General features: G+C 70.4%; 11 protein-coding genes. All 11 read right to left on the bottom strand.

The features are described 5' to 3' along the window. Window positions 1-30: 30 nt before the first annotated feature. Complete coding sequence (locus AC1DCT_RS18035) at window positions 31-1,599, bottom strand: EI24 domain-containing protein (RefSeq protein WP_477430570.1); 1,569 nt, start codon at window positions 1,597-1,599, stop codon at window positions 31-33. 3 nt (window positions 1,600-1,602) lie between these two features. Then, the gene (locus tag AC1DCT_RS18040) at window positions 1,603-1,884 is read right to left on the bottom strand and encodes a hypothetical protein (protein ID WP_477430571.1); all 282 of its coding nucleotides are present in this window, start codon (window positions 1,882-1,884) and stop codon (window positions 1,603-1,605) included. Further along, on the bottom strand, window positions 1,881-2,069 hold the full coding sequence (locus tag AC1DCT_RS18045; RefSeq protein WP_477430572.1) for a hypothetical protein: 189 nt from the start codon (window positions 2,067-2,069) through the stop codon (window positions 1,881-1,883). Before AC1DCT_RS18045 ends, AC1DCT_RS18040 begins: the two co-directional genes overlap by 4 nt. Window positions 2,070-2,279: 210 nt before the next feature. Next, window positions 2,280-2,558, bottom strand: a complete 279-nt coding sequence (locus AC1DCT_RS18050; RefSeq protein WP_477430573.1) for a hypothetical protein — start codon at window positions 2,556-2,558, stop codon at window positions 2,280-2,282. Window positions 2,559-3,020: 462 nt separating this feature from the next. Continuing rightward, the gene (locus tag AC1DCT_RS18055) at window positions 3,021-3,662 is read right to left on the bottom strand and encodes a hypothetical protein (protein WP_477231191.1); all 642 of its coding nucleotides are present in this window, start codon (window positions 3,660-3,662) and stop codon (window positions 3,021-3,023) included. Further along, on the bottom strand, window positions 3,662-4,279 hold the full coding sequence (locus AC1DCT_RS18060) for a hypothetical protein (protein WP_477430574.1): 618 nt from the start codon (window positions 4,277-4,279) through the stop codon (window positions 3,662-3,664). Before AC1DCT_RS18060 ends, AC1DCT_RS18055 begins: the two co-directional genes overlap by 1 nt. A 60-nt stretch (window positions 4,280-4,339) precedes the next feature. Further along, on the bottom strand, window positions 4,340-5,542 hold the full coding sequence (locus AC1DCT_RS18065; protein ID WP_477430575.1) for a hypothetical protein: 1,203 nt from the start codon (window positions 5,540-5,542) through the stop codon (window positions 4,340-4,342). Further along, window positions 5,542-5,847 (bottom strand): hypothetical protein, encoded by a 306-nt coding sequence (locus tag AC1DCT_RS18070; RefSeq protein ID WP_477231194.1) that lies wholly within the window; start codon window positions 5,845-5,847, stop codon window positions 5,542-5,544. The genes AC1DCT_RS18065 and AC1DCT_RS18070 overlap by 1 nt, the downstream gene beginning before the upstream one ends. A gap of 104 nt (window positions 5,848-5,951) precedes the next feature. Then, the gene (locus AC1DCT_RS18075) at window positions 5,952-7,040 is read right to left on the bottom strand and encodes a hypothetical protein (protein WP_477231195.1); all 1,089 of its coding nucleotides are present in this window, start codon (window positions 7,038-7,040) and stop codon (window positions 5,952-5,954) included. Beyond that, window positions 7,037-11,548 (bottom strand): FtsK/SpoIIIE domain-containing protein, encoded by a 4,512-nt coding sequence (locus AC1DCT_RS18080; RefSeq protein WP_477430576.1) that lies wholly within the window; start codon window positions 11,546-11,548, stop codon window positions 7,037-7,039. The genes AC1DCT_RS18075 and AC1DCT_RS18080 overlap by 4 nt, the downstream gene beginning before the upstream one ends. 64 nt (window positions 11,549-11,612) lie before the next feature. Further along, on the bottom strand, window positions 11,613-13,109 hold the full coding sequence (locus tag AC1DCT_RS18085; RefSeq protein ID WP_477430577.1) for an RDD family protein: 1,497 nt from the start codon (window positions 13,107-13,109) through the stop codon (window positions 11,613-11,615). Between the last annotated feature and the right edge of the window lie 238 nt (window positions 13,110-13,347).

Here is a 13,347-nt window from a genome sequence, read left to right on the forward strand (position 1 = left end):
CCCGCGATCGTGCACCTCGTCGCGCCATCGTCACTCGTTCCAGTGGTAGTAGGACACATCCACGTATCCATCATTGTTGAAGAAGTTCGCGAGGTCGGGATGGGCCGCCTGCACGTCGGCGAGATGCTCCTGATAGGTCTGCGAGTACTTCAGGGCGTTGTGTGCGCCCGCGTCCACGCCCAGGACCGGGTCGGGCTTCGGCGGGTCGACGCGGATCGACGTCCAGTTCGAACCGTGCGGGATGCTGTCGAAGTCGCCGGCGATGGCGTCCAGGCGCGGCACCGGGTCGCCGTTGTGCTGCACCGAGACGACCTGCACGGAGTCCGGGATGGGCATGTGATCGATGGGCGCCCCCGAGGCGACGACCGCCTTCCAGTTGTAGTCCGAGTTGTAGGCCGCGAGGTGACCGGCCATGATCCCGCCCTGGCTGAAGCCGACGAGCATCACGGGATCCTCCGGTCCGATTCCCGCCTGGTCCATGGCCTCGAGCACCGCCCGCTCGTACTGGGTCTGCAGCGCGGGTGTCAGCATCAGGGCCAGGTTGCTGTCGAGGTCGTTCACCGCGCCCTGGTCCCCGAACCGCGACAGCCACTCCTGGGTGCTCGGCAGAGTGACCGTGTAGTACCACCCGTCCGGACCGAGCACCTTGGTGATCTTCACCACCGAATCGGTCTCCCCGCCGAGTCTGTCGACTTCTGCGGTGCCGTCGAGGACCGTGGCGAGGCTCGGGTCGTCCGGGACCTTGTTCTTGTCCTTCGGGTCCGCGTACGGATCGGTCCTGCTCACCGCGGGGGTGCCCTTCAGCACGTCCGACAGCACGCTCCAGATGAGGAACGCCGCGAGCACGATGGCGATCACCGCTCCGATGATGAGACCGATCGTGCCGAACAGCGCGCCGATCGCCACGATGAGGAGGAGAACGAGGAGCGCCCCCAGGATCGCCACGATCGTGTCGGCGATCTTCTTGAGCAGGTCGACGACGTCCTGCAGGAAATCGCCGATCCAGTCGGCGATGCCGGCCAGGAAGTCCCCGATGTCGGAGAAGAAGTCGCCGACCTTGTCCCAGAATCCCTCGTTCGTGGAGTCGATCGCCGCGTCGATCCTGCGGATCGCCGTCTCGGCGGCGTGGTTCATCGCCTCGCGGGCGGCGTCGATCCGCGCGCGGGCGGATCCGACGGCGGCACGGGCGTCATCCGCGGCGCGCTGCGCACCGGGGACCCGATCCGTGAGGGAGGGCGACGGGTCGTCGGCGCCCTTCACCTGATCGTTGAGGTCGTCCAGCGCCCGATCGGCGCGCCCCTGCGTGACCAGCGCGTCGTCGAGGTCGTCCTGCGCGCGGTGCGCATCCTCGTGCGCCGCGGTGAGCGCGACGGCGTATTCGGTGATCGCATCCGCCGTGCCCTTGTAACGGGGGTGGATGCGCTCCAGATCCGAGGAGATCTGCTCGTTCTGCTCGTAGAGGGCCTTGACGGCCTTGCCTTCGTCGTCTTCGACGATGCCGCGCAACTCGTGGATGACGCTGAGGATGACCTCGGCCGACGCCACGAGACTTGCGGCGCGGGATGTCAGCTCGGCCGGATGCCCGGGAAGCACGCTCATGCTCTACTTCTCCCCGTCCTGTGCCATCTTCGTGTCCAGGTCGCGGAACGTGTCGACGATCGCCTGCATGAAGTCGGCCTGCGAGCGCAGGTTGTCGCGCAGGTCCTCGCGCGCGATGTCCCACTTGCCGCCGAAGTCCTCGATCTTGTCGGCGAGGCCATCGTGCCCGGTGAGGCCTCCGAGATCCTCCGCGAACTCCTCGGCCTTGTCGAAGCTCGTCGCGAGCCCCTTGGCCGTGTGCGCGGTCGACTCCAACCGCGCGAGATCCATCCTGACGTCGGTCATCGTGCGGCCCCCACGTCCCGCAGGTCTGCTCGCGCCGCACGCCCGGCGCCGACCGAGCGCAGCCAGGCGCCGAGAGCGGCATCGGCCGCCCTGACCTCGGCGCGCAGAGCCTCGGCGTCCGCCCGCGAGCCTGGCACGCGCATGTGCAGTCCATCTCGTGCGGCCTTCAGCGCCTCTTCCGACATCGTGTGACTCCTTCATCACGGAGTAGCACAGGGACCGGCCGAAGCCGGTCGGCCTGGAGGCATCTCGCAGCAGGTGTCAGAAGACGCACCGAGATCGGCCATCATCCACCCCCCGGTCGTCGTTTCGACAGGGCCCCTCCGGCCCGACAGGACGAACCTAACAACCCCTCGCCGACCCCGTCGATGGGGACAAATGCCCATAGGGCGCGCTCAGCTCCGCGGCAGCACCGAACGGATCTCGATCTCGCCGTCGTAGCTGAGCCAGGCGAGCCAGGCGGACGGCGTCATGGTCCTGGCCTGGGAGATCGTGGCAGGCGGAGCGCCCTTCTCGGCGAGCCGATCGAGCCGTCGCTGCCAGTCCTGCTGCACCGCGGCCGACGCCTTCGTGGCGGCCAGCCGTTCGGCGATGCGGCGCAACTCGCGGAGCGCGTCGTCGCCACGCTCGGCTGGTGCAGCGGACTGCAGGATGGAGCGCCGCCGCCGCGGCACCCGCGATGAGAGCGATCGTGGCGCTCAGTTGCGGGTCGCTGAACGCGTTCTTGCGGTCGGCGGGGCCGAGCTCGACGACGAGCACGAGGGCGGCGATGAGACCCGCGGCGACGAGCGCCGCCCAGATCCAGCGCCAGACGCGAGCGGACGTCTGCGGAGTGCGCTCCGCGGTCGCCACGGCTCGGGCGCGGGAAGCTGAGGCCGCCCGTGCAGCGACCTGCTGCCGCCGGCGCCGGTGCAGGTCGCCCACCGCAGCGAACAGGTCGGATGCACCGTCGGTGCCTTGCATCGCCTGCACGCTTCACGCCCGACGGCGCGCACCTCCGCATCCTCGCCGAGAAGACGGACGACCGGCTTCATGACGCGAGCGCCGGGATGAGTGGGCGATCGATGCCTTCGACCGCCGCCGATCCTTCACGACGCCTCGGATCCCGCCGCTTCTGCCGGCGCGCGCGGCGCATGTCAGCCAGCTGTCGCACCGCCGGACGCTGCGCCGAGCCGCCACCCCTCCTGAGCCGGTGAGGCGAGCGCATCGAGACGCTGGGCCTTGGCGACGTCCTCGCGGGGCACGAAGCCCTCCACCCAGGACTCCGCCAGCAGGGCGTCGGCGATGGCCTCCACGAGGCCGAGTCCGAGAGGCGCGACCGGGCCGAGCAGCGCGGCCACCGTCATGCCGGATCCGAAGAACAACCAGCGCCGGGTCGAGAAGTCCGCGCCGTCTTCGCGCTGGGCGAGGCCCGAGGAGAAGCCGGTGCCGAGGTGCGTCGTGGTGACGACGGTCGGCGTGGGCGGCAGGAGGGCGGAGGGCTGCCAGAGGAAGTCGGCCTGCTCGCGTTCATCCAGCTCGTGCGGTACGACGAACAGCAGCAGCGGGGCGAGCATGGCACCGTCCGCTCCGATCAGCAGAAGCAGGCGCGAGTCGTCGTCGGCGAGCACCGTGAGCCGGTCGAGCGCGCTCGCGACGCCCTGCCGAAGCTGATCGCCGCCGCCGACGCGGGCTGCGAACGCGGCAGCCGTCTGCTCGGCCCAGGTGGCGCGTTCCGCGACGGGCAGCACCGGGACCGGGATGCTGCGGTCCTCGTCGTAGGCGATCGTGATCTGCATCACTGCTCCATCCAGGCGAAACTCGCCACGTGCACGTCGAACAGGGTCCGCCAGGCGATGAGGCTCGGGTGATCGTCCGGCATGTCGGCGTCGTGCGCCACGGTCGCCGTCCACTGCACGGCTTCGGTGCGGCGTGACCCGGGGATCGGGATGAGGTAGGTGATGAGCAGGGTCGTGGCGTCTTCGCCGTCGACGGTCACCCGCTTGCGCTCGGTCCAGCGGACGATGCGGTGGTCGTCACCGATCGGCTCGGCAGCGTGGTGAACGATCGCGTACTGCACGATCTGGTCGAGCGTGAGCTCGGGCGTCGCCGTGCGCTTGGTGCCGATGAGGCTGGCCGCCCCGAGGGCCCAGCTGGGCGAGGCCTCCCCCGGAAAGGCATAGGCGAAGCCGCCACGTGCGCGCAGCTGCGTGAACACGTCGCGCACCTGATCGCGCAGCAACGGACCGAGCGCCGTGTTGCCCACGGACCGCAGCCGTGCATCGGCGCGTCCGAGCAGGTCGCCTTCGGCGGCCGCGCTCAGATCGTGCGCCTCCCAACCCGCGGGGATGAGCATCCGATACGGCGGGATCACGGTTCCGGTCTCGCCGAGCAACTCGGCGCGCAGACTGTTCATCGGATCATCCTCTCGCGCACGCAGGCGTGCGCCGCGTCGTACCCACGGCGTGTGCCGCGGTCATCCGAACGGGTTCTGGCCCGGAGCGAACGCGCCTCCCCAGGCACCACCGGCGCTGTCCTTGATGCCCCCCGCGATCGCGAAATGCGATGCGAAGACGTTGCCGACCATATCGAGCGTCTTCAGCCCGCCATCGATCTCGAGGAGGTCGGACGCCCCCTTGCCCGTGAAGAGCTTCGCGCAGAAGTCGCCGACACGCTCCGTGGCGGTCAGCCCCTCGAGGCCGTTGAGTCCCGATGCCCATCCGCGTACGCTCGTCGCCCCGCGCCCGGTGAGCCGGAGGAGATCGGCGCCGAACTCTGCTTCGTGCAGCGCGGCCGCCGGCCCGCGGAGGAACTTGGCTGCGGGTCCGAGCACGGGTATGACGCCGATCACGCCGAACACGACATCGAGCACGCTTCCCTCACCGCGCGCCAGGCGGGCGACGGCCACCACGAGGGTCGCGATCGCGACCACCGCGGCGAGGGCGGCGATGATCGGACCGCCCACGACGATCGCGAGCACGGCGAGCACCATGCCGGCGACGGCGAGGAAGTCGGACGCCCACTGCAGGAAGCCCCGCATGTCGTCATCCCAGGAGTCCTTGATCTTGCCCGACATGTCGTCGTGGATCCCGTTCGCGGCGTGCATGAACGCGCCGTGCCAGGTGTCCCACTCCTTGTCGAAGTCCTTCGCCCGATCCGTCCAGGCCTGACGCGCGGAGGTCGCGAGCCCGGCCGCCGCAGTCGCCGCATCGTGCTGCTTGTCCTCCGCCTGCTGGCGCAGAGTCTCATCGTTCGCGTCGTCCCCGGTCGGATACTTCGGCTGCGCGGCGTGCGCATCCATCGCGTCCCCCTGCTTGTGCAGGTAGGTCTGCCACAGCTCGACCAGATCCCCGAGGATCGGGTCGATCGCGTTCTTGGCGGTCTCCAGATCCGTCGCATAGCCGGAGATGTACGGCGCCACCGCGTGGTACAGCTCGGCGGCCCTGCCGAGCTCGGCGTAGACGTCCTTCGCGCTGGAGGCGAGCTTGTCGATCGCCTCGCCCTTCATGTCGGAACCGTCCTCGACGAGGCTCTGCAGCAGCTTCGACGACGTGGTCATCTCGGTCGCGAGAGTGGTGAGATCGGTGCCGCGCTGGCGGATCGCACCGACGTCGCCGTCGATGTGGCCGAGACGGTGGTGCGCGGGCGAGAACGCGGGCATCGCCTCGTAGTACGTCATCAGGACCCCTTCTTGTCGAACTTGTCGGCGGCCTGCTTGTCCCAGTCCTTGAAGCCCTTGATGACGGCGTCGAGGTGCTCCTGCACGGTCTTGCAGTTGTCCTTGAGCGCCTTGCGGCGGTCGTCCCAGCGCCCCTCGAAGTCATGGGCCGCGTCGTGCAGCTTGCGCTCGCCGTACGGCTCGCCGACCGCGTCCTGGAGCGCGTTGCGGCGGGATCCCGCCTCGTCGAACTCCGTGATGATGTCGGTCAGCGCCTTCTGCAGCGGCTCCAGCTCGCTGTACTTGACCTTCACTCCGTCGCCCATGGGCCCTCCGATCCCTTGCTACCGTTCGAACCTATCCCGGCGGCGCGGCCCCTCGCGATGGGGAGCACTCCCCATGCCGCGGGCCGGTCACCGCTGCGCTGCTGTCACCGCCACATCACGCTGACCGCTGCCGCGACAGCGCCGAACAGCAACGGCAAGAGGCAGCCGACCGCCACCTGACGCCCGCCGCGCACGCGGCCGAGCAGCCGGGCGCGACGTGCGGCCCGCTGCGGATCCTCCTCGCCCACGCGCAGGGACGCGGCGGCGTCGGAGCGCTGATCCAGCTGCTCGTCGACGAGCCGTGCGAGATCCTCCACCCACTCCCAGTACGTCGGATCGGTGATCGGCAGGCTCCGGCGCACGACGACGTACAAGGATCCTTCGACGACCTCGAGATCCACGCCGACCTCAGCCCCGGCGACGAGCCGCGTCAGCGCCGCACGCACGGGCGGTGTCAGCACGGCACGCACCGCGTCCTGCGCTTCCGGCGCACACCGTGTCTCGAAACGTTCGTCGAACCCGTCGCCGAGTGCGACGGGCTGCTGTCCGGCCGCGGGCTCCCACGGCGGACGAGCCCGCGCGTGCGACAGGTCGATGATGGTGAACGCCGGTGACGGCGCGCGCAGCGGCAGCATCACGTAGTCGAGCTCGTGCGGAAGGCGGGCGCGCGCCGCCCAGGTGTCGAATCCGTGGTTGCCCACCTCGAAGGCACGGCCGCCGAGGGCGGAGGGGACGGATCCGCGCACCACGTCACTGGAGACCCGGTCGGTCCCGGCCGTGAACACGGCGGCGGGGTGCGTCGGGTCGGAGATGCGGATGGTGTGGGTGAGCCCGTTCGCCTCGGCGAAACGTCGCAGCCGATACCATCCCCGATCGAGGTCGCGGCGCGACTGCGAAAGGCCGCGCACCCTCATCACGACGAGGGGAACGACCATGAGCAGCGCGATCACGACGGTCGAAGGCGTGAACTCGTAGGCGCCGAAGAGCAGCTGCACGAGTCGCACGAACAATCCCGCCAGCACCGCGGCGCCGATCAGAAGCACCACGCTGCGCACGACCGCGCCGACCGTCATGCGCGTCTCGGCGCTCGCACCGGATTCCCCGCGCAGCCGCTCGCTCGCCTCGGCCTTCACCGCCCCGGACGGGATCGGATCCGTCAGCGCCGACACATCGAACGTCTTCATGTCGCTCATGCGAGCGTCTCCTCCTCCACCAGCGGCAGCTGCACGATGACCTGGCGGCCCGCCTGGACGAAGATGCCGCGGCCCTCGGGGAAGTCGGTGCGCTTGACCTTCGGGAACGGCACCTTGAACACGGCATCGCCGTCGAAGGCGTCGGGCTTGAGCACGATGCCCTTGCGGCCGGCCTTGAAGTCGCCGATATAGCCGAAACCACTCGTCGCCTGCGTGACGTCGAGGTCACCGATCAGCAGGTGGTCGCTGCGGTTGATGGCCTGGAACAGCGCCTTCATGTCGCGTTCCGCGGGAGTGTCCGCGAACTGCGGCACGTCTTCGACGACGACGAGCAGGCGCACCGGCATCGACTCGTCACCGGCCAGTTCCGCAAGTTCGGCGGCGAGTTCCTTGGCGGCCTCCGGCGTGGTGGCGCTGCGCGTCCAGTCGGCGTAGTCCTTGAGCTGCGAACGCCGGCCCCCGAAGTGGAACAGCTTGACCTCCGGGTCGAAGCGGCGCATCGCGGTGATGATGCCCTTGAGCGCCGTGGTCTTGCCCGACAGCGGGGGGCCCGCCACGAGGAATGTGCCGATGGGGTCGAACTCGCGTGCCGACAGCGTGTCCTCCGCGACACCCAGCACCGGGAACTCGCCGATGCGATCCGGCAATGCCGAGACCGCGAGCCGGGTCGGCAGCGAGCCGATCTCGGCGACCTCGCGCGCCCCTGCCGCGCGCAGGGCTGCCGCCATCGCCTCCAGCAGTTTGGTCTGCTCGGCCACGTTCGGGGTACCGCCGAGGGTCGCGATCTGCGTCTCGAGACCGTCCACGATCGCCCGGCCCGGGGCGGAGCGCTCGTCGAGCACATCCTTCGGGGCGTTCAGCATGGCGTAGCCCGACTCGTCGCTCAGGCGCAGCACGACCTTGCGCGAGACGTTCGCGCTGACCGCGGTGGGCACCGAACCGGAGCGGTCGGCGGTCGCGATCACGTGCACGCCGAGCGGGCGGCCCTCGCCGAGGATGCGCATGAACGTCTGGTAGAACGGCATCCGCGCCGTGGTCGACTCCCACTCGCTGCGGAACTGCGGGAACCCGTCGAGCAGGAACAGGATGCGCGGTTCGTCGATGCCGGTGAGCTCGCGGTACTCCGTGAGGCTCGCGGCGTTCGCGGCGCTGAACCGCTTGCCGCGGTCGTCGAGCACCCGGGCGAGCGAACGCAGGATGCGCTGCACGCGCTCCGCGTCGTCGCCGGAGATCACGGATCCGACCTGCGGCAGGATCTCCAGGCTCTTGAGCGCTCCGGATCCGAAGTCCAGGGCGTACACCTCGACGTTCGTGGCCGCGTCCGATCCTGCCGCGATCGCGAGGGTGCGCAGCACGGTCGACTTACCCGCACCGCTCGTGCCGTACACGAGCAGCGAGCCGTCCCGGTCGGGCACGAAATACGTCGGCTCCTGCAGCTGGCGGGAGGGCACGTCGGTCTTGCCGAGCAGGATCTGCCCATCGCCGAGGGTCGGCAGGTCGCGGATGTCGACCGCGTGCTCGAGGTCGTCGAGCCACGGCCGGCGCGGCGCCGGGATCCCGGCCTGCTGCGCCGCCGCCACGAGCGTCGCCACGATGCGCTTCTGGTCGTTGGGCCCGAGGTCCTCGTCATGACTGTCCGACTCGGGCTCCTGGTCCGGCTCCCAGAGCTGGGTGGATCCGAACCGCAGCTCGGCCACCCGCACGTCGGCCACCTGCACCTCGTCGGTGGACCAGCCGCCGGCGTAGGCGGACTGGAACGGCACGAGGCGTCCCGGACCGGTCTTCGCGATGCCGCGACCCGGGATCGACGGCGGGAATGACGCGGCGACGGCGTCGTCCACGACGTCCTTCGAGTCGGACTCGTCGGCCATGCGCAGCGCCACGCGCAGGTTGGTGTTGGCGCGCAGGTTGTCCTTGATGACGCCGGCGGGGCGCTGCGTCGCCATGATCAGGTGGATGCCGAGCGAGCGACCGCGCTGGGCGATGTCGACCACACCGTCGACGAACTCCGGCACCTCGCCCGCAAGTGCGGCGAACTCGTCGATCACGAGAACGAGCGCCGGCGGCGTGTCCGGGTCGCGGCGCTTCTCGAGCTCGAGCAGATCCTTCGCCTTCTTGCGGTTGAAGAGGTGCTCGCGATGGTGCAACTCGGCGCGGAGACTGGTGAGCGCGCGCCGCACCAGGTGCGGGCTGAGGTCGGTGACCAGGCCGACGGTGTGCGGGAGGTCGACGCAATCGGCGAACGCGGATCCGCCCTTGTAGTCGACGAACAGGAACGTCACCCGGTCGGGGCTGTGCGCGGCGGCCATGCCGAGCACCCACGCCTGCAGGAACTCGCTCTTGCCCGCGCCGGTGGTACCGCCGACGAGGGCGTGCGGGCCCTGGGTGCGCAGGTCCAGGGTCATCGCATCGGTCTGCGACTGGCCGATGATGGCGCGCAGGTTGCCCGCCTTCTTCAGCCGCGACTGGGGCGCGCCGGAGCGATCGATGATCGTGTTGTTCTGCCGCCAGCGGTCGATCACGGCGGTCGGATCCGACGCCGTCTCGGATCCGACCAGCGACAGGAACATGACCGAGTTCGGGATGTCGGAGGAGTCCTCCACGACGGTGGAGGCGTCGACGACCGGGGCCAGGCGCTTCGCGAACATGGTCATGTAGGCGTGCGACACGCCCTCGACCTTCACGTCGGGGTAGCTCACGCCGTTGCGGACCGTGCCGACCCTGGCGTGCTCGAGGCCGGCCGACACGTCGATGAAGCTGCGGCAGGCGGCCGGCAGCGCCTCGACGACAGGCGCGACGAATAGGGCGTAGACGCCGACGTCGGCGCCGCGCTCGAGGATCTGGGTGAGCCGGGCGCGATCGACGGGGGCGTCGTTCGTGACGATGACGACCACCGCCGCCTGCCCCTCGAAGGTCGACTCCTCGGCGGCGCGCTTGACGTCGGTGCCGTAGCGGGTGGGGTCCCAGTCGTCACCGTACGGCGGACGCAGCGCCGCGGCCGCGGTGGACCGGCGCATCACGATCTCCTCGAGGCCGTTCAGCAACGCCGTGCCGGTGGACGCGGAGTCGGCCAGCGCCATCTCCTTGAACGGGTTGCGCTCGCTCGAGGTGTGCGGCAGCCAGGTCAGCCAGTCCAGCTCGTTCGCCCATCCGGGCTCGGTGAGCGCGACGGCGACGAGCTCGTTCGGGGAGTGCATGCCGAACAGCTGCACGGCGAGACCCCGCAGCGCGTCGCCGGCGACCGAGGTGGGGCCGGCGACGCCGATGGATCCCACGCTCTGCAGCGACTCCAGGATCGGCACGTCCTCGATGATGCGGTAGCGCTCCTCGAGCCTGTCGACGCGCTCCACGAACTCGGGCAGCGCCTCGGCCGCCTCGGTGCGACTGATCGTCGTGCGGGACAGGTCGGAGCAGGTGCCCAGGCGCACGGCGAGGAAGTTCCAGTGCTCCGGGCGGCGGGTCCACAGCAGGGGTCCGAGCTTCATGGCCTCGTCGAACACGACCGCGACCGCGGGGACCTCGTTGTTGCGCACCGCGTGCTCGCGCGGACGGGCGTGGTAGAGCTTCTCCTCGAGGCGCTCGAACTGGTCCTCGAAGATCTCGGCCTCCTTGCGCAGGCGCTGGCCGAGGTTGGTCTTCTGCGAGATGAAGTTGCCGAACATCATCATCGGGCTCGCCGCCGCCATGAGCAGCGAGAGGCTGCGTCCGGTGAACGCCCACATGGTCACCGCGAGCAGGATCGGCGCGACCAGCATGGGCCACGGGAACAGCCGCTGCACCTGGTCCCGCGGGTAGCGCGGTTCGTCGACGTCCTCGCCGGCGAAGCGCTCCTCGACGCGCGGGCTGCGGTTGAACAGCAGCGCACCGCCGCGCTCGAGAACCGGATCCTGATCCGCGGCGCTGCCGTCGAAGTCGCCCACGAGGCGCACCACGATCTCGCTGTCGCCGAGGGTGAACGGCTGACCGGGGATCACCCTCAGGCGCTGCACCAGGCCTCCGTCGACCAGGATGCCGTTCGCGGAGTTCAGGTCGACGAGCTCGACGAACGTCCCGGCGACCTCGATGCGGGCGTGCTTCTTGGAGACGAGGGGATCGGCGAGGTGCGCGTCGGCGGAGGCCTCGCGACCGATCACGAAATGACCGATCGGCAGGGAGAACTCCTGGCCTGCGGCCGGTCCGGACAGCACCCGCAGGTGCGCGGCGGGACGGGCGCCGGCGGTGCCGGTCGCGATCCGGTCGGCGCCGAGGTTCACGATCTCGGCGAGGAAGCCGGATCCGACCGGGGCGTCGCCGATCGCGAGGTCGGGGTTGAGCGTCACCAGGCGCTCGCTCGTGGGGGGTGCGACCGAGAGCGTGAGCGTCTCGCCGTGCGCGACGCGGATCGAGCGCAGCGGATCCGTCGTGGCGATGTGGTGCGCGACGTCGGCGACCGTGGCGGTGGAGTCGGCGGTGACGACGATGTCGGTGAGCGGCGCACCGGGACGGCGCAGGGTGAGCTTGACCTTCATCGGTGATCCTCCGGGCGGCGCTCGCGCGCTGTCGTGTCTGCGGCGGCCGCGCGGGCGCCGGGGGTCATGCCTGCTCCACGCGCAGGCTGCGGTCGCCGAAGCGCAGCACGTCACCGGCGCGCAGCTCGGCGGGGTGTCCCGGGGTCAGCGGATGCTCCGCGCCGTCGCGCACGATCGAGCTGCCGTTGGTGGAGCCGCGATCGACCGCGACCACACCACGACGCGAGAGCAGGATCGCCACATGGGTCTTGGAGACCGAGCGCGTCTCGTCCGGCACGCGCACGAGCTGGACTTCGCCCTCGCCCGTCGCCGAGCCTGTCGAGGCGTCCGCCCCTGCCCCCGCCGAGGGACTGGCAGCGGGAGCACGCCCGATGAGCGTCGCGGCGCGCACCTCGACCCGCTCGCCGTTGTCGATCACGAGCACTGCGCGCGGGGCGTCGGGCACGGCGGGCGCCGCGGATGCAGCCGGCACGGCGGCCGACGCAGGTGCGGCCGGAGCTGCGGGCGCCACCACCGGCGCGATCGTGGGGGGCTGCCAGGCGGCCTCGCCGGAAGCCGTGGCCGGGGCGAACCCGCCGGCCGAGATGCTCGCCGGCGGGGACGCGGCCGGCGCCGGCATGGACGGTGCCACGGCCGAAGCGGGAGCGCCGGAGTCGGCGGGAGCGGGCGCCGGGACGGCGGGCGCGGAGCCGGCCGGGCCGACCTGCGCGGTCGTGGGCGTGGCCAGCGACGGCACGCCCACGACCGGTGCACCGGGGACAGCGGACGGCGCGGGTGCGGCGGACGGCGAGGGCGTCGCAGCCGCGGCGCGATGCGCGCCGACCACACCGCCGGAGAAGCGCCCGGTCGGCACGTACACCGCGGGGGCGTCGCGGTCTGTGGGCGTGGCCAACGACGGCAGCGCCGGGGCGGCCTCATGCACCTCGGTGGTGATCTGCTTGCGGGCGATGCGCATGCGTTTGCCGTCGTACGGGTTCAGGCCCCGGCGGATATCCACGAGCCAGGTGGCCGCGACCCGGTCCGGCCAGCCTCGCCCGCGCCGCTCCGCGTCGAACAGCGGGGACAGCGCGATCACGAGCAGGGGGCCGATCAGCGGCACCAGGAACGATGCGGCGAGGATCAGATAGCGCACCACGGCGCCGCGCCAGAAACCCGGCTTCTCCAGCGTGCGCACGTTGACGGTGCGGATCCCGGCCACGGCCTTGCCGAGCGTCACGCCCTTGAGGCCGTGCAGGATGAGCTGAACGAGCGTGTAGATCAGCATGAGCGCGTACGACACGATCAGCGGGAGCAGGATCCAGATCAGGTCCTTGCGGGCCAGGAGACCGGCCGGATCCGCCGCGCTCAGCAGCACCAGGTTCGTGCCGGCGATCGTTCCCGGAACGGCGATGACGAGCGCCACGACCAGCTCCAGAAGGGTCGACAGCACCCGCATCCCGGTGCGGGCCGGGACGAGGCCGATCGCCTGCGCATACGCCGGATCAGGGCGCCCCTGCGCATCCAGACCCTCGATGTCGGTGATCTGGGCCGGAATCTCCCAGATGTCGTTCGACAGGCTCATATCCCCCCACGTTATCAATCCGATATGCCGGATCCGAACGAAGCAAAGGGCCGGTGTCACGCACCGGCCCTTCGATCGTGTTCGCGGTGTCAGCCGCCGGCGAGCTGCGTGTCCAGATCCTGGATCGCACGCATCATGCCCAGAAGCGACTCCGACATGTCATTGATGCCATCCACAGCCTGCTTCAGACCCGTGGTCAGCTCCCCATAACCCTCACCGAACTTGCCCGACGCGTGCT

The sequence above is a fragment of the Microbacterium sp. 10L49 genome (genome assembly GCF_056395125.1).